This is a genomic window from Streptomyces roseochromogenus subsp. oscitans DS 12.976, assembly GCF_000497445.1.
Lineage (GTDB): Bacteria > Actinomycetota > Actinomycetes > Streptomycetales > Streptomycetaceae > Streptomyces > Streptomyces oscitans.
On the sequence record NZ_CM002285.1, the window covers coordinates 2,722,171 to 2,738,529 of the forward strand.

Here is a 16,359-nt window from a genome sequence, read left to right on the forward strand (position 1 = left end):
CTGTCGCGTGCCGCGCTGGACACCCCGCGTGGCCACGACGAGCAGGACCCGGCGCACACCTCGCGTATGCCGCGCGTCGACGACCGGCAGGGTCCGGGCTCGACGGCGGAGATACCGAGGATCGACGACCAGGGTCCCTCCGCCGCCGGCCAGTTCGCGCGCCCGGAGAACCCGCAGCAGACGGGCCAGTTCGCCCGCCAGGACAGCCCGCAGCAGACCGGTCAGTACGCGCGCCCGGACAGCCCGCAGCAGACCGGCGAGTTCGCTCGTCCCGACGCCTCGGAGCTGCCCGGCCGGTACGACGGCTCCGGCGGCGGGCAGCAGGACTCCGGTCAGTTCGTCCGCTCCGACGTCTTCAGCACCCCGGCGCCGCGACCGGACGACCTCCCGCGGAACACGGGCCCCAACTCGGGCCAGAACACCGGCCAGTTCGCGGCTCCGCAGGGCTTCGACGGCGGCTACGACGGCAGCTCCACCGGCCAGCACGCGCTGCCCGGGCGTCAGGACCCGGCCCACACCGGCCAGTTCGAGCGCCCGCAGCCGGCCGGCCGGGACGACTTCGGCGCCCCGCGCCCGCCCGCCCCGCAGCAGCGTCCGGCGCACCGTGAGCCGGAGGCCCTGCCGCCGGCCAACGGCCCGCTGGACGGCCGTACCCCGCTGTACGACACGCTGGAGACCAACTGGTTCCACGGCGGTCCGCAGGAGAGCGCGCCCGCACCGGCGCAGCCCCAGCAGCCGCAGGCACCCGCCCCGGCTCCGCAGCGCGGCTTCGGCGGCAACCAGAACGGCAACGGCGGCAACCCCAACGCAAACGGCAACGGCTCGGCCACCGGCTCCTGGCGTACCTCGCCGAACGACGAACTCGTCCGGCAGGCCGAGCGCGTCCGGCAGCCCGCCGCGGGCGGTGTCACCACCTCCGGCCTGCCGCGCCGGGTGCCCCGGGCGAACCTCGTCCCGGGCACGGCTCAGCAGCAGCACCAAGCCGGTCCGCAGGTCTCGCGTGCGCCCGATGACGTACGCGGACGGCTGACCAATCTCCGTCGGGGCATCGCTCAGGGCCGGCAGGCCGGCAGCGGCCAGACCGGCAGCTACCCGAGCCCCACTCACCAGCAGGAGCGTTAGTTGAGTCCGATGAGCCAGGCGGCACAGAACCTGAACTGGTTGATCACCAACTTCGTGGACAACACCCCAGGGGTGTCCCACACCGTGGTGGTCTCCGCCGACGGCCTTCTGCTGGCGATGTCCGAAGGCTTCCCGCGGGACCGCGCCGACCAGCTGGCGGCCGTCGCGTCCGGGCTGACCTCTCTCACGGCCGGGGCATCCCGGATCTTCGAGGGCGGCACCGTGGCGCAGACGGTCGTCGAGATGGAACGCGGGTTCCTCTTCCTGATGTCCGTCTCGGACGGGTCGTCCCTCGCGGTCCTGGCCCACCCCGAGTGCGACATCGGTCTCGTCGGCTACGAGATGGCACTGCTCGTCGACCGCGCGGGGGCGGTACTCACCCCGGACCTGCGCGCCGAACTCCAAGGCAGTCTGCTGCACTGACCGCCCCGGCACCACCCACCTCACCAAACCACCGTCCGGCCGACACAATCCCCCCACCGGCCCCCGACAAGACGGCTTGACCGACCGACTTGCTGTCCCGCCCGGAGGATTCATGACCCCGCCCACCGCCCATCACGATCCGTACGCGGACCCGTACGGGGACGAGGGCGACCAGCCGCTGGTCCGTCCGTACGCGATGACCGGCGGCCGGACCCGGCCGCGCTACCAGCTCGCGATCGAGGCGCTGATCAGCACCACGGCCGACCCGGCAGCGGTCATGGGACTGCTCCCGGAGCACCAGCGCATCTGCCATCTGTGCCGTGAGGTCAAGTCGGTCGCGGAGGTCTCCGCGCTGCTGGCCATGCCGCTCGGAGTGGCCCGGATCCTGGTCGCCGACCTCGCCGAGGCCGGCCTGGTCGCCGTCCACCAGCCGGGTGGCGACGAGAACAACGGCGGCGCTCCTGACGTGACGCTGCTCGAAAGGGTGCTCAGTGGACTTCGCAAGCTCTGACGCGGGCCGGGCCACCACCTCCGCGAAGATCGTGGTGGCGGGCGGCTTCGGCGTGGGCAAGACCACGTTCGTCGGCGCCGTCTCGGAGATCAACCCGCTGCGCACCGAGGCCGTCATGACGTCCGCCAGCGCGGGCATCGACGACCTCACCCACACCGGAGACAAGACCACCACCACGGTGGCCATGGACTTCGGCCGCATCACCCTGGACCAGGACCTGATCCTGTACCTGTTCGGCACCCCCGGCCAGGACCGCTTCTGGTTCATGTGGGACGACCTGGTACGCGGCGCGATCGGCGCGGTGGTGCTCGTGGACACCCGGCGCCTCGCCGACTGCTTCCCGGCCGTCGACTACTTCGAGAACAGCGGCCTCCCCTTCGTCGTCGCGCTGAACGGCTTCGACGGTCAGCAGCCCTACGCCCCGGAGGAAGTGCGGGAAGCGCTGCAGATCGGACCGGACACCCCGATCATCACGACCGACGCCCGTCACCGGTCCGACGCCAAGAGCGCGCTGATCACGCTGGTCGAGCACGCCCTGATGGCACGCCTCAAGTAGCACACACCTACGCGATCAAGTACGACGTCCCGTACGGCAGTTGCCGTAAACGCTCCGGTGCCGACTGTGGCCTTTGACACGGTCGGCACCGGTGTTCATAACAGTTCGGCAGAGGAATCGCCGGGCATCACCACGCGATGCGGTCGCCCCGTGCCGCTGTGCTCACAAACGCCCCGCCTTTTGACGGGGCTCGCTCTTTATGACCGTTTTATCTGGCGCCCGCAAGAAGGCTGCTCAGGGGTTTCCGCTGTTTGGAAGAGCACTGGTCCACGTGCTGGAATGCCTGAACTGCCCAGTAGTCAAAGACGTACTCAGTAGTCGATGACGATCCGGGCTCTGAGAGACTGCGGCACGACGTAGGTGCCGACCGCCGAGAGGTTGTTGGTCGAGTGAGGCGAAGCAAGAACGGTCCCGAGCCGTCGGCACGGGGCAACTTCACCCCGCCGCCGCGCGCTGCGGCGCCCACCCCTGTGTCCGGCGGGGAGCCGGCGGCCACTCCCGCGCCGAGCGGCGGCCGTTTCTCACCCCGCAACTGGCGCGTGCCGACCAGACTGAACGCGATCCTGCTGATACCCGTGGCGGTCGGCCTCGTCATGGGCGGCTTCCAGGTGAAGAGCTCGATCGACACCTGGCAGCAGGCACGCGACGCCGAGAACACCGCCCGTCTGGTGCGTGCCGCCCTCACCTACGCCGACGCCCTTGAGAACGAGCGTGACGTCACCGCCGCGCCCTTGCTGCTGGGCCAGACCGACGCCCAGAGCAAGGCGACCATCGCCGCGGCCCGCAAGGCCACGGACGACGCCGCCGACGGCTTCGACCAGGCCGCGAAGAACATGCCGCAGAAGTCGGGCCTGGTACGCCGGCTGAAGCTGTTCCGTGAGGCCGAGCCCGAACTCACGCAGCTGCGCCAGGCCGCGTACACCTCCAAGATGACCGGCGTGAAGACCGAAGAGGGGTACGTCGACGTCGCCCACCCCCTGATGGAGTTCGCCAACGAACTCGGTCTGGGCACCGGCAACATCACCTCCTACGGCCGTACCGTCTACGCCATGTCGCTGACCAAGGCGGCGCTGTCGCTGGAGCGGTCCATCGGCACGCATCTGCTGGTCAAGCCCGGTCCGGACGCCGGCAACCTGGCGACCCAGCGGGTCTCCCTGTCCTCGTACGCCTATCTGGAGCGCATCGCCGTCGAGGAGTACAAGGGCGGTGGCACCGAGGCCGACGCGAAGCGGCTGGCCGAGGAGCAGACGCAGATCGAGTCGCAGGGTGCCGCGCTGGCCGCGGCGCAGAAGCAGAAGGACCCGAGCTACGTCCCGCCGCCCTCCGACCCGACCAAGATGGTCGCGGCTCTCGCCACGATGAAGGACACCAGCCTCCTCACCCGGCAGGAGCTGGCCGCCAAGGGCATCACCGCCGACAACTGGTTCGCGGTCAACACGCTGAAGTACAAGGCCTACCGCCAGATCGAGTCGGACATGGCCGACAAGGCCGTGAACGAGGCCTCGTCGATCGCCGACGACGCCAAGACGTCGGCGATCACCACCGGTGCCGTCGTCGTGGTCGCCCTGCTGCTCGCCTTCATCCTGGCCGGTGCCGTGGCCCGCCAGATCAGCCGCTCGATGCGCCAGCTGCGCAACGCGGCCTTCGGTATCGCCGAGCAGCGGCTGCCGATGCTGGTCGACCAGCTCTCGCGTACCGACCCCGGCCGGGTCGACACCCGGGTCGCCCCGATCCCGATCCACACCAAGGACGAGATCGGCGAGGTCGCCCGCGCCTTCGACCAGGTCCACCGCGAGGCGGTCCGGCTCGCCTCCGAGCAGGCCCTGCTGCGGGGCAACATCAACGCGATCTTCACCAACCTGTCGCGCCGCAACCAGTCGCTGATCGAGGGCCAGCTGACCCTGATCACCGACCTGGAGAACAACGAGGCCGACCCGGACCAGCTGGAGAACCTCTTCAAGCTGGACCACCTCGCCACCCGTATGCGCCGCAACGGCGAGAACCTGCTGGTCCTCGCCGGTGAGGAGCCCGGCCGCCGCTGGGACCAGCCGGTCCCGCTGGTCGACGTGCTGCGCGCCGCCTCCTCCGAGGTGGAGCAGTACGAGCGCATCGAGCTGTCCGGCGTCCCGGAGGCTGAGATCCACGGCCGCGCGGTCACCGACCTCGTGCACCTGCTGGCCGAGCTGCTGGAGAACGCGACGACGTTCTCCTCGCCGCAGACCAAGGTCCGCGTCACCGCGACCCGTCTCCCCGACGGCCGCGTGATGATCGAGATCCACGACAAGGGCATCGGCCTGACCGCCGAGGACTTCGCGGACATCAACCACAAGCTGGCCAACCCGCCGACCGTGGACGCCGCGATCTCCCAGCGCATGGGCCTGTTCGTGGTCGGCCGGCTGTCCGACCGGCACGGCATCCGCGTCCAGCTGCGCCCCTCGGGCGAGCAGGCCGGTACGACCTCGCTGGTCATGCTGCCGGACGCGATCACGCACGGCGGTGGCGGCGAAGCGCCGCTGGACCGCGAGGAGTTCACGGTCTCGCAGATCATCCCGGAGCAGCAGTTCCAGGGTGAGAGCTTCAGCCAGATGCAGCCGATGCGCACCGCCGCCGAGCTGGGCTTCGACGACAGCCGCTACTCGGATGTCCCCGACGACATCCGCGAGCTGGACCCCGTCGGCCGCTCTCTGATGCGCGAGGAGCGCCGGGCGGCCCTGGAGGCCCAGTCGCACGGCCAGCAGCCCGATCTGCCGCAGCAGGATCCCGCCGAGGGCCCCACGTACGCCGATCCGCTGTTCGACGGGCAGCCCGCGTACCAGGAGCAGCCGCGGCAGGCCTACCAGGAGCCGGTGTACGAGGAGCAGCAGGCCTCGTACGAGAAGCCGCAGCAGACTTCGTACGAGAAGCCGTACGAGGACCAGTTCTTCGCGCCGAACGGCGGCGTGCCGCAGAACGACGGATTCTCGGCCCCGGTGGGCGGCGGCTACCCCGATCCGGCGTACGCGGAGCCGGCCCAGGCGCACTCCTACCAGGACGACTGGCCGCAGCAGGACACCTACCAGAACGGCTATCCGGCCCAGTACGCTCCGGAAACGGAGTCTTCGCAGGCCGCTGACGCGAGTGAGCGGAACCGCGTAGGCTTCGACCGTCCGGGACCGGCCTCTCCCGCCGCCCACGAGCTGACCGACGCCGGGCTGCCCCGCCGCGGTTCCATGGCGAGTGGTTCCAACGGCTCGCCCGCCGCGGGCGGCACGGCACGCGGACAGCAGGAAACGCCACAGGCCGCTCCGCAGCCGAACGGCGGCAGCGGCTGGCGCTCGGCGAACGACGAGCGGTGGCAGCAGGCCGCGCAGCTCCGGAAGCCGAAGGCGGGCGGGGTCACCGCCTCCGGTCTGCCGCGGCGGGTACCCAAGGCCAACCTGGTCGAGGGCGCCGCCGAGAGCACCCCTCAGGGAGGCCCCCAGGTCTCCCGCGCCCCGGAGGACGTCCGGGGCAGGCTGAGCAACCTGCGTCGGGGCGTCCAGCGCGGACGCAGCGCAGGCAGTGAAACGAACGGCCAGGCCACTAGAAATCATCACAGTGGTCCTGACAGCACCTACAACCAGGAGCGTTAGTGTGAGCCCGATGAGCCAGGCGGCACAGAACCTGAACTGGTTGATCACCAACTTCGTGGACAACACCCCGGGGGTGTCCCACACGGTGGTGGTCTCCGCCGACGGACTCCTTCTGGCGATGTCCGAAGGCTTCCCCCGCGACCGCGCCGACCAGCTCGCGGCCGTCGCCTCCGGTCTGACGTCTCTGACGGCAGGCGCCTCCCGGATCTTCGAGGGGGGCAGCGTGAACCAGACGGTTGTGGAGATGGAGCGGGGATTCCTCTTCATCATGTCCATCTCCGACGGTTCCTCGCTCGCGGTCCTGGCCCACCCGGAAGCGGACATCGGCCTCATCGGGTACGAGATGGCCCTTCTGGTGGACCGCGCGGGCACGGTCCTGACCCCGGATCTGCGTGCGGAGCTCCAGGGCAGCCTTCTCAACTAGTAATCGGACGGTGCGTTTTCGTGTCCCGGGGCCGTAAGGTTTCGGGACGCGGCGCCACAGCGATGGGTGCCCGGCACAGTCGGAGGAGGAGAAAGTGGCAACACCCCCAGGCGGTTCGCATTCAGGCAACTGGTCGTACGGCCCTGCCCAGGGCCAGGGCGACGGTTCGGCGAACCGGTACAACTTCCCCTCCGCCCCGAGCCACCGGCAGCCGTACGCACCGCAGGGCCCCGGCCCCTCGCCGTACGAGCAGCCCCCGGCCCCGCGGATCCAGCCGGTGCAGCCGCAGCGCCGCCCCGAGCCTGCGCCCGCGAGCGCATCGAACAACCCCTTGGTGCGTCCGTACGCCATGACCGGCGGCCGGACCCGCCCGCGCTACCAGCTCGCCATCGAGGCACTGGTGCACACCACCGCCGCTCCGCACCAGATGCAGGGCCAGCTGCCCGAGCATCAGCGGATCTGCAACCTGTGCCGGGAGATCAAGTCGGTGGCGGAAATCTCCGCGCTGCTGACGATCCCCCTCGGCGTGGCCAGGATTCTCGTCGCCGACTTGGCGGAGGCGGGCCTGGTCGCCATCCATCAGCCCGGCGGCGACGAGAACGCCGGTGGCCAGCCAGACGTGACACTGCTCGAAAGGGTGCTCAGTGGACTTCGCAAGCTCTAGCGGCGGTCCTTCCCGCTCCACCACCTCCGCGAAGATCGTGGTGGCGGGCGGCTTCGGCGTGGGCAAGACCACGTTCGTCGGCGCCGTCTCGGAGATCAACCCGCTGCGCACCGAGGCCGTCATGACGTCCGCCAGCGCGGGCATCGACGACCTCACCCACACCGGAGACAAGACCACCACCACGGTGGCCATGGACTTCGGCCGCATCACCCTGGACCAGGACCTCATCCTGTACCTGTTCGGCACCCCCGGCCAGGACCGCTTCTGGTTCATGTGGGACGACCTGGTACGCGGCGCGATCGGCGCGGTGGTGCTCGTGGACACCCGGCGCCTCGCCGACTGCTTCCCGGCCGTCGACTACTTCGAGAACAGCGGCCTCCCCTTCGTCATCGCGCTGAACGGCTTCGACGGCAACCAGCCGTACAACCCCGACGAGGTGCGGGAAGCACTGCAGATCGGACCGGACACCCCGATCATCACGACCGACGCCCGCCACCGCGCGGACGCCAAGTCGACGCTGATCACGCTGGTCGAGCACGCCCTGATGGCTCGGCTTCGCTGAATTCGGCTACTGGGCTGCCCCTTACGGATGTACGCCGTCTGCGGGCAGCCTTCGGCTTGTCGCGCCCACGCGGCGGAGCCGCATACCGGACGCAGCCCCGCGCCCCTTCGGGGCGCACGAAGAAGGGCCCCTCTGAAGAGGGGCCCTTCTTCTATGTCCTGCTGAGCGGCGCAGCCTAGCCGTGCCAGCTGTGCGGCGCCCGGAAGCCGCCTTCGCGTTCCAGCCGGCGCCAGCCGGCTTTGGCGCGGCCCCGGTGGGTCCGGGTCGACGGCTCGGTGCGGGCGGCCGCGCGGGCCAGGAGGACGGCCGTGATGGCGGCGACTTCCTCGGGCTCGGCGTGGCCCTTCTCGACGCGGATGTCAGGAGTGCTCATGGGTGTCAGTCTCCGTGAGAGAGAGGTCCGCGGGGTTGCCGCGGATGGTCCGCTCGGTTACTGCGGCGGGTTGCCGTGCTTGCGGGAGGGCAGGTCGGCGTGCTTGGACTGGAGCATCGCCAGGGACTTCACCAGGACCTCGCGGGTCTCGGCCGGGTCGATGACGTCGTCCACCAGGCCGCGCTCCGCCGCGTAGTACGGGTGCATCAGCTCGGACTTGTACTCCTTGACCATCCGCGCCCGCATGGCCTCGGGATCCTCGGCGCCGGCGATCTGGCGGCGGAAGATGACGTTCGCGGCACCTTCCGCGCCCATCACGGCGATCTCGTTGGTCGGCCAGGCGTAGGTGAGGTCGGCGCCGATCGACTGGGAGTCCATGACGATGTAGGCACCTCCGTACGCCTTGCGCAGGATGAGCGAAATCCTCGGCACGGTCGCGTTGCAGTAGGCGTACAGCAGCTTCGCGCCGTGGCGGATGATTCCGCCGTGCTCCTGGTCGACGCCGGGGAGGAACCCCGGCACGTCCAGGAAGGTGACGATCGGGACATTGAAAGCGTCACACATCTGAACAAAGCGCGCAGCTTTTTCCGATGCCTCGATGTCCAGGACGCCCGCCAGTACCTGCGGCTGGTTGGCGATGATGCCGACCACCTGGCCGTCGAGGCGGGCCAGCGCGCAGATGATGTTCCGCGCCCAGCGCTCGTGGACCTCCAGGTACTCGCCGTCGTCGACGATCTCCTCGATGACCTTGGCCATGTCGTACGGCCGGTTGCCGTCCGCCGGGACCAGGTCGAGCAGGACGTCGCCGCGGCGGTCCACCGGGTCGCCGGACTCCACCCGGGGCGGGTTCTCGCGGTTGTTCTGCGGGAGCAGCGAGAGGAGGTAGCGCACCTCGGCGATGCAGGTCTCCTCGTCGTCGTACGCGAAGTGGCAGACGCCGGAGGTCTCCGCGTGGACGTCCGCGCCGCCCAGGCCGTTCTGGGAGATCTCCTCGCCGGTCACCGCCTTGACCACGTCCGGGCCGGTGATGAACATCTGCGAGGTCTCGCGGACCATGAAGACGAAGTCCGTCAGGGCGGGCGAGTACGCGGCGCCGCCGGCGCACGGGCCGAGCATCACCGAGATCTGCGGGATGACACCGGACGCCTTGGTGTTGCGCTGGAAGATGCCGCCGTACCCGGCGAGCGCCGAGACGCCCTCCTGGATTCGGGCGCCCGCGCCGTCGTTCAGGGAGACCAGAGGCGCGCCGGCCGCGATGGCCATGTCCATGATCTTGTGGATCTTGGTGGCGTGAGCCTCGCCCAGCGCCCCGCCGAAGATCCGGAAGTCATGCGCGTACACGAAGACCGTGCGGCCCTCGACCGTGCCCCAGCCGGTGATGACACCGTCGGTGTACGGCTTCTTCGCCTCCAGGCCGAAACCGGTCGCCCGGTGCCGGCGCAGCTGCTCGACCTCCTGGAAGGACCCCGGGTCCAGGAGCAGCTCGATCCGCTCCCGCGCGGTCAGCTTGCCCTTGGCGTGCTGGGCCTCGGTCGCCTTCTCGCTGGGGCCCGCCACGGCTCGGGCACGAATGTCCTGCAGCTCGGCGACCCGTCCGCGCGCGTCCGTCGGCTCGCCGGTCGGCTCACCCGTCGTCTCTTCCAAAACGGTCATGTAGCGACCTTACGAAGGACACCAAGGAAAGCGAGCCGTCGACTCCGTACAGTCTCCGGCCCGTTTTCCTGGTACCAGTGAACAGAACCATGGCCGTATGCAGCCTTTCCGACTGCTTACAGGGCGCTGGTGTTGTAGAGGGGCCACAAAGGCGTCACCTGAGAGCCACTTCACATTCGTGGCTGGCGCATGCCATCCCCAGAGTGACACGGAGCCCCAGACACCGGCCCGCGGACAGGACCTCCACACCGTCGCCGGTCCGGGCCACCGCCCGCACCGGACGGCCCCGGACGATCTCCAGCGACTCGCTCACCCGGAGGCCGGCTGGGCGGCCCCGGCGCACGACGAGCACACTCGCACCCGCCGAGACGGCCAGATCCCCCACCGTACCTGCCCGCCAGACCACGTCATCCCGGCGCCGAGGCAGACCACGGCGTCGCCGGAGAATCACCGGCACAGCAGAGCGCACAAGCTGTCACTCCATGCGACGACGAAATCACGCTGCGGAGGATGTTGAAAACCGAACCGAATGGGTCTACCTTCGAATTCGACGGATTCGTTTAACATTCAACAGACACTTTCCAGGAGCACGCCATGGGCATCTTCGGCCGCAAGGACAGCACCCTCGAGACCACCGCCGCGCCGGCCGGCGCCGACCTGACCGCGCTGACCGGTGACTACACGATCGACCCGGCGCACACCACGATCGGTTTCACCGCCCGGCACGCCATGGTCACCAACGTCAAGGGCAGCTTCGACGACTTCACGGGCACGCTGCACCTGGACGGGACGGACCCCGGCAAGTCGACTGCCACGCTCGACGTCAAGATGGAAAGCATCGACACGGGCAACGCCGACCGGGACGGTCATCTGAAGTCGTCCGACTTCTTCAAGACCGACGAGTTTCCGACCATGACCTTCCGCTCCACCAAGGCGGAGGCCCTGGGTGGCGACGAGTACCGCATCACCGGCGACCTCTCGCTGCTCGGCGTGACCAAGCCGATCAGCATCGACCTGGAGTTCAACGGCGCTGCGAAGGACCCGTTCGGCAACGAGCGCGTCGGCTTCGAGGGCAGGACCGAGATCCTGCGCTCCGAGTGGGGGCTGACCTGGAACGCGGCGCTGGAGACCGGCGGCGTCCTGGTCTCCGACAAGATCAAGCTGAACTTCGACATCTCGGCGATCAAGAACGCCTGATCCCTTGGGAGTTCAGCCGGCTCCGGACCTTCGGCCCCCTGCGCACGCCCGCCCTCCACTCCCCCGGAAAGGGAGGGCGGGCGCAGGCGTGCTGACGGGCAGGAGGAACCACGCCCCCGCGATGGACGGGGTCGCGCCCAGGGCTATCGCGGCCAGGCGGGTCGGGAGCACGTCGGCCGCGTTCTGGCCGAAGTAGCCGAGGAGCAGGGACGGGGCCGTGGTCACGCCGGCCGCCCAGTAGGCGTAGTTGAGCGGGCGCAGCCACAGGGCGACGGTGAGGATCACGAACATCACCGCCACCGACGCGGCGCCGGTTTGCGTCAGATTCAAAACCGTTGCAACGATTTTCTGGTCTCCACCTGCACTAACTCTGATCAGTCGCAACGATATTTGGCGCGTACCTCCGACGTGGACATCGCGGACCGGTTGGCGGGCAAACTGCTGCTCATCCACGGCGAACTGGACGACCAGGTCCACCCGGACCACACGCTGCGGCTGGCCGACCGGCTCATCGCCGCCGACAAGGATTCGAGCTGCTCATCGTGCCGGGGGTCGAGCACATGTTCATCGACTGCCTGGCCTATGTCTGCAAGCGCTGCTGGGACTTCCTGGTGCGCGAGCTGACGGGCACCCAGCCACCCGCCTACCACCCCACCCCCATCACCATCGGCCCCGAGCTGCTCGGCGAGCTGTTCGGCTGATCGGTTGGTCCGGCGGTCAGAAGCCCCCGCCGAAGTCGCCGCCCCCGCCGTCCCCTCCCCCGTCGAACCCTCCGCCGTCCCCGAACCCGCCCCCGAAGTCGCCGGGGTCGAAGTCCGTGCCGGACACGTCACCGCCCTGGTAGTCAGCCCCGAAGTCGCCGTAGCCGGCGCCGTAGTCGGCCGCGTACGACGGGGTCGCCATCATGCTGCCGAGGAGGGTGCCGACGAGCAGGCCGGGCAGGATGCCGCCGCCGAAGTAGCCGCCCGCCCAGGGGCCGTAGGCGGGGCCCGCGTCCCAGTAGGGGCGGCGGCCCTGGTCCGTGTCGACCTCGCGGATCACCGGATCGCGGCCGTCGGCGAGCCGGGTGGCGTCGGCCGCGCAGACGGGCACCTGGCGCGCGGCGCCGCCGGGCGGGGTCCAGGTGGCGTCGCTCACCGAGGGGCCGTGGCGCGGGTCGAAGAAGCAGGGCGGGCGGCGTTCGGGCAGGGGGCGGCCCTCGCGGCGGGCGGCCAGCAGGGCCAGCGAGAAGCGGCCGTCCTCCAGCGCCTCGGTGACGGTGCGGACGTCCTCCGGCCGGCCCGCGGCGGCCATGCGCTGCTTGGCGGTCTCGTAGGCGTCCAGGGCGTGCGCGTAGTCAGCCCGCATCGCGTCGTCGGCGCCGGGCTCCCCCGGCTGGAAGTCGAGGCGGTCCAGTTCCTCGCCGAAGGCGGTGATGTCCTCGTCCACGACCACCCGCAGCCGGTCCAGGGCGGCGCGCTGCTCCTCCTCGTGGCGCCGGCGGTTGCGCCTGACCAGCGCGTACGCGCCCGCACCGCCGACGACCACCACCGCGCCGGCCGCGATCAGAGCCGCGGTGGGTGTCCCGCCGCCGGAACCGCCGGCGCCGCCCCAGCTCTTCGGGGCGTGGCCGCCCATGTGCGCCAGCGCGCGGTCGGTGAAGTCGGTGAGCTGGGTCTTGGCAGGTTCGCCCTGGACGCTCGTGACCAGGTTCTGCCGGGCCGTCGCCGACATGACGGAGGAGTCGGCACGGGCGTCGAAGCGGTCGCCGAGGCGGATGCCGTACAGGCCGGTGATGCCGGTCGCCGCGCGCAGGTCGGCGAACAGGTTCGCGGTCGGGTAGCCGGCCGGGAGGACCGCGATGAACAGGGGTTTGTTCGCGTCCTTGATGCGTTTGGCGAGCGCGTCGGCGTCCGCCTTCGGCAGCTGGGCCGAGGCGGCCGGGTCGACGTAGACCGGGCTCTTGCGGAGGGCCTGGGCGACGGAGGAGACGCTGGTGTCCGCGCTCGCCCCGGGCGCGAACGCGGTCGCCAGGACCAGGGCGAGGGCGGCCAGCAGCAGTGCTGGGAGGCTTCGGTTCCGCAGGGCCTTCATGCCCTGAAACTACCCGAAGCCCCCCATAATCCGCAGCCTCCCATAATTCGGTATACGGGCGGGGCTATGCCGCCCGGTACGCCTCCGTCAGCATCTCCACCGCCTTCCCGTACCGGCCCGTCAGCAGCAGATGACCGGCGTCGGCGAAGGGCTTCGCCACCGCCTGCGCCATCCGCTCGCCCGCCTTCTGCTGGACGATCAGCCGCGCCTCGGTCACCAGCTCACGGCCTGCCCGGTCGTCGCCCTTCCGCTCGGCCGCCGTCGCCGCCGCGCCCAGCGCCTTCAGGGTCGCCGTACCGCCGCGCGACACGCCGGTGAGCGTGGACAGGCCCCAGCCGTAGGGGAACTGCGGGTCGTACGACGGGTCGCCCACGTTGATCGGGAGCTGGGACTCGGACTTCGGCCAGGTGACGGGGAGCTGTCCGGTGAAGGGGCGCTTGCCGTAGAGGACGTCGGCGACGCCCTCGCCCTCGGTGCCGGGCAGCCAGGACGCCACCAGCGCGTCGATCGTGCCGAGCCGGTCGCCGACGAGCTGCGGGCGGCCGGAGACGATCAGCACCGCGCACTTCATGGCCGCGCACACCTTGTCCACGGCCGCCTGGTCGGCGGCGGACAACTGCAGGCTGTGGCCGTTGCCGACATCGCCGACGCCCTCGGCGTACGGGGTCTCGCCGACGACGACCACCCCGGCGTCGTAGCCGTCGGTCGGCGCGGAGGCGTCCTTGGAGTAGGTGATGTCCCCGCCCGCCTCGCGCATGCCCCGCAGGATGGTCGTGCCCTGGGTGTGGGTGCCGGACGCGCCCTGCCAGGTGAGGGTCCAGCCGCCGGTCTGGTTGCCGAGGTCGTCGGCGTTGGACCCGGCGACGTACACCTTCTCGCTCTTCTTCAGCGGCAGCAGCCCGCCGCTGTTCTTCAGCAGCACCTGCGACTCGGCGGCGGCCCGGCGGGCGACCGCCCGGTGCGCCGGGGAGCCGATGGCGGCGGCGCCGCTGGTGTCGGCGTAGGGGTGCTCGAAGAGCCCCAGCCTGAACTTCTGGGTGAGGATGCGGGAGACCGCGTCGTCGATCCGCGCCTCGCTGATCCGGCCGGCCTTCACCTCGTCGACGAGGGTGGAGCCGAAGTCCTTGTAGCCGTACGGCACCATCATCATGTCGACGCCCGCGTTCACCGCCGTGCGGACGTGGGTGGCGTAGTCGCCGGGGAGCTGGTCGATGGCGTTCCAGTCGCTGATGACGAAGCCGCCGAAGCCCATCCGGCGCTTGAGCACGCCGTTGATCATGTCGCCGCGCGCGTGCATCTTCACCGCGCCCTGGCCGTCCCCGACGATGTCGAGGGAGGAGTACGACGGCATGACCGCGCCGATGCCCCGCTGGACGGCCGTCCGGTACGGCGCCAGGTGGATGTCCTCCAGCTGCTGCCGGGTGACCGTGGTGACGCCCTGGTCGATGGTGTAGGTGCCGGTGGTGGAGGAGCCGTACGCGGTGCCGCCGTCGCCGACGAAGTGCTTGGCGGTGGCCAGCACCTTGTCGTTGCGGCTCAGGTCCCGTCCGTCGGCCCGCCCCTGGAGGCCCTGGATGATGGTCTCCATGGACTGCACAAGGGCGGGGTCCTCGCCGAAGGACTCGTAGGAGCGGCCCCAGCGTTCGTCGCGGCTCACGCACAGACAGGGTGCGAAGTCCCAGGGGATGCCGGTGGCGCGGACTTCGGAGGCCGTCACCGAGCCTGTCCTCTGGGCGAGTTGGGGGTCGCGGGTGGCGCCGATGCCGACGTTGTGCGGCATGATCGTGGCGCCGGCCAGGTTGTTGTGGCCGTGCACCGCGTCGACGCCGTAGATCAGCGGGATCTGGAGGCGGGTCGCCCGAGTGCGGAGCTGGAAGCCGTCGATCATCTTCGCCCAGGCCTCAGGGGTGTTGGGCGTGGGCGTGGAGCCGCCGCCGGACAGGAGCGAGCCGAGGGCGTACGTCGCGATGTCGCCGCCGCCTCCGACGGCGCCCCGCTCGGCCTGGGTCATCTGCCCGGCCTTCTCCTGCAGCGACATCCGGGACAGCAGGTCCGCGACGCGCTTCTGCACGGGCAACCCGGCGTTCAGATACGGCAGTCCGTGCGCGTCGATGACGATCTGCGGGGTCTCGGCGGGGGCCTTGGCGCCGGTGACCGTGAGCTTGAGCGGGATGGTCCTGGCGGGTGCTGCGGACCGGCCCTTCCAGGTGGGCACCTCGATCGTCCGCGAGGTTCCGGACGCGGTACCGGCCGGGAAGGTGAGGGTGCCTTCGGCCGGGGTGTAGTCCCGGCCGGTGGTGGCGGTGCCGCCGTCCGTCGTGTACGTGACCGTCACCGGCTCGTCGACGGGCCGGTCGCCGGTCGTGGCCAGGGTGACCTTCACCTCGGCGGTGCCGCCCTCCTTGACGGGGTAGACGGGCGCGTCGGTGGTGACGGAGGCGCGCAGCGACTGGTCGGCCCTGCCGTACAACTCGACGCCGTCCATGGCGAAGTCGCCCTTGGTGCCGGCCGGGAGCGTGACGGCGTAGCCCCACATCCGCGTGAGCCCCAGGACGTGGTCGATACCGCCGACGGGCTGGTAGTCGGTGCGGTACCGGAAGTCGGTGAAGGGGATCTCGATCCGCTTCCAGCCGGTGAAGTCGTCGGTGAAGGAGGTCGTCCAGAGCTCTGAGGCCTCGCCGTTCGCGCCGCCGTCCTTGATCTCGAAGGCGATCTTCCGGCCGTTGTCCCGGCCTTCCCACCAGAAGCGGATGCCCTGGTGGGCGGACCAGTCATGGGCGGGCTGACCGGCGGCGAAGTCGTGGGTGAAGCCGCCGTAGCCGCTGATGTCGTAGCTGCCGGTGAGGACCTTGGCGCCCTCGGGTGCGTCGGCACGTCCGGTGAGGTGGAGGCTGGGCGGGTCGTCGGCGTCGCTTCCCCAGGTGAAGATGCCGTCGGCGGGCTGAGCGGCGAAGGGGACCTCGCCCTCGAAGCGGTCGACGGGTACAGGTGCGGGGTCGTCGGCGGCGTGGGCGGTGCCGGTGACGGCGGACAGGGGCAGCAGTGCGGCGAGCAAGGCGCCGGCGACGAGCAGGGCGGTTCTCGGCATAGACCTTCCCTCGGCTCTCGTGGTTCACTCATGGCTTAGATCATGCCGTGAGTTAACTAACGGCACCCCAACCCGTCAAGAGTGCACGTCAGTTGAAGGGCG

The 16,359-nt window shown here is 70.3% G+C and carries 14 protein-coding genes and 2 pseudogenes; 11 read left to right on the plus strand and 5 right to left on the minus strand.

Annotation, left to right across the window (positions count from 1 at the left end; translation table 11 throughout):
- From M878_RS61605 to M878_RS61635, 8 genes and pseudogenes are all read left to right on the plus strand, one after another.
- A pseudogene (locus M878_RS61605) lies at window positions 1-1,122 on the plus strand (nitrate- and nitrite sensing domain-containing protein); the annotation flags it as partial.
- A 9-nt stretch (window positions 1,123-1,131) separates the two neighbouring features.
- Window positions 1,132-1,545: a roadblock/LC7 domain-containing protein gene (locus M878_RS61610; RefSeq protein WP_023546525.1), complete on the plus strand. Its 414-nt coding sequence runs from the start codon at window positions 1,132-1,134 to the stop codon at window positions 1,543-1,545.
- 112 nt (window positions 1,546-1,657) lie between these two features.
- Window positions 1,658-2,056 carry a DUF742 domain-containing protein gene (locus M878_RS61615; protein WP_023546526.1) on the plus strand — a complete coding sequence of 133 codons (399 nt, stop codon included), beginning with the start codon at window positions 1,658-1,660 and terminating at the stop codon, window positions 2,054-2,056.
- Window positions 2,037-2,612, plus strand: a complete 576-nt coding sequence (locus tag M878_RS61620) for a GTP-binding protein (protein ID WP_023546527.1) — start codon at window positions 2,037-2,039, stop codon at window positions 2,610-2,612. The genes M878_RS61615 and M878_RS61620 overlap by 20 nt, the downstream gene beginning before the upstream one ends.
- A gap of 389 nt (window positions 2,613-3,001) precedes the next feature.
- Window positions 3,002-6,223: a sensor histidine kinase gene (locus M878_RS61625; RefSeq protein WP_209445515.1), complete on the plus strand. Its 3,222-nt coding sequence runs from the start codon at window positions 3,002-3,004 to the stop codon at window positions 6,221-6,223.
- 10 nt (window positions 6,224-6,233) lie between these two features.
- Entirely contained in the window at window positions 6,234-6,647 is a 414-nt protein-coding gene (locus tag M878_RS61630) for a roadblock/LC7 domain-containing protein (RefSeq protein WP_004983065.1), read from the plus strand.
- A 94-nt stretch (window positions 6,648-6,741) separates the two neighbouring features.
- Window positions 6,742-7,311 carry a DUF742 domain-containing protein gene (locus M878_RS47670; protein WP_031224755.1) on the plus strand — a complete coding sequence of 190 codons (570 nt, stop codon included), beginning with the start codon at window positions 6,742-6,744 and terminating at the stop codon, window positions 7,309-7,311.
- A complete protein-coding gene (locus tag M878_RS61635; RefSeq protein WP_031224757.1) occupies window positions 7,292-7,873 on the plus strand; it encodes a GTP-binding protein in 582 nt (193 codons plus the stop codon). Before M878_RS47670 ends, M878_RS61635 begins: the two co-directional genes overlap by 20 nt.
- A gap of 175 nt (window positions 7,874-8,048) precedes the next feature.
- Here M878_RS61635 and M878_RS61640 read toward each other — a convergent pair whose 3' ends face one another.
- Together M878_RS61640 and M878_RS61645 are read right to left on the minus strand one after the other, a co-directional pair.
- Entirely contained in the window at window positions 8,049-8,246 is a 198-nt protein-coding gene (locus tag M878_RS61640) for an acyl-CoA carboxylase subunit epsilon (protein ID WP_023546530.1), read from the minus strand.
- Between the two features lie 57 nt (window positions 8,247-8,303).
- Window positions 8,304-9,899, minus strand: coding sequence for an acyl-CoA carboxylase subunit beta (locus tag M878_RS61645; protein WP_031224758.1), 1,596 nt, complete (start codon window positions 9,897-9,899; stop codon window positions 8,304-8,306).
- Between the two features lie 594 nt (window positions 9,900-10,493).
- On the opposite strand from M878_RS61645, the gene M878_RS61655 reads away from it, so the two are divergent.
- Window positions 10,494-11,096 (plus strand): YceI family protein, encoded by a 603-nt coding sequence (locus M878_RS61655; protein WP_023546533.1) that lies wholly within the window; start codon window positions 10,494-10,496, stop codon window positions 11,094-11,096.
- Window positions 11,097-11,108: 12 nt separating this feature from the next.
- Here the strand turns inward: M878_RS61655 and M878_RS94115 are convergent, their stop codons facing one another.
- Window positions 11,109-11,426, minus strand: coding sequence for an FUSC family protein (locus M878_RS94115; RefSeq protein WP_106962704.1), 318 nt, complete (start codon window positions 11,424-11,426; stop codon window positions 11,109-11,111).
- Between the two features lie 78 nt (window positions 11,427-11,504).
- Between M878_RS94115 and M878_RS99775 the strand changes: the two are divergent.
- Both M878_RS99775 and M878_RS99780 read left to right on the plus strand, forming a co-directional pair.
- Window positions 11,505-11,567: pseudogene (locus tag M878_RS99775) on the plus strand (hypothetical protein); the annotation flags it as partial.
- Window positions 11,568-11,638: 71 nt separating this feature from the next.
- Complete coding sequence (locus tag M878_RS99780) at window positions 11,639-11,797, plus strand: hypothetical protein (protein ID WP_245238461.1); 159 nt, start codon at window positions 11,639-11,641, stop codon at window positions 11,795-11,797.
- 16 nt (window positions 11,798-11,813) lie between these two features.
- Here the strand turns inward: M878_RS99780 and M878_RS61665 are convergent, their stop codons facing one another.
- Together M878_RS61665 and M878_RS61670 are read right to left on the minus strand one after the other, a co-directional pair.
- A complete protein-coding gene (locus M878_RS61665; protein WP_023546536.1) occupies window positions 11,814-13,169 on the minus strand; it encodes a hypothetical protein in 1,356 nt (451 codons plus the stop codon).
- 64 nt (window positions 13,170-13,233) lie between these two features.
- Window positions 13,234-16,257, minus strand: coding sequence for a glycoside hydrolase family 3 N-terminal domain-containing protein (locus M878_RS61670; protein ID WP_023546537.1), 3,024 nt, complete (start codon window positions 16,255-16,257; stop codon window positions 13,234-13,236).
- Window positions 16,258-16,359 lie beyond the last annotated feature (102 nt).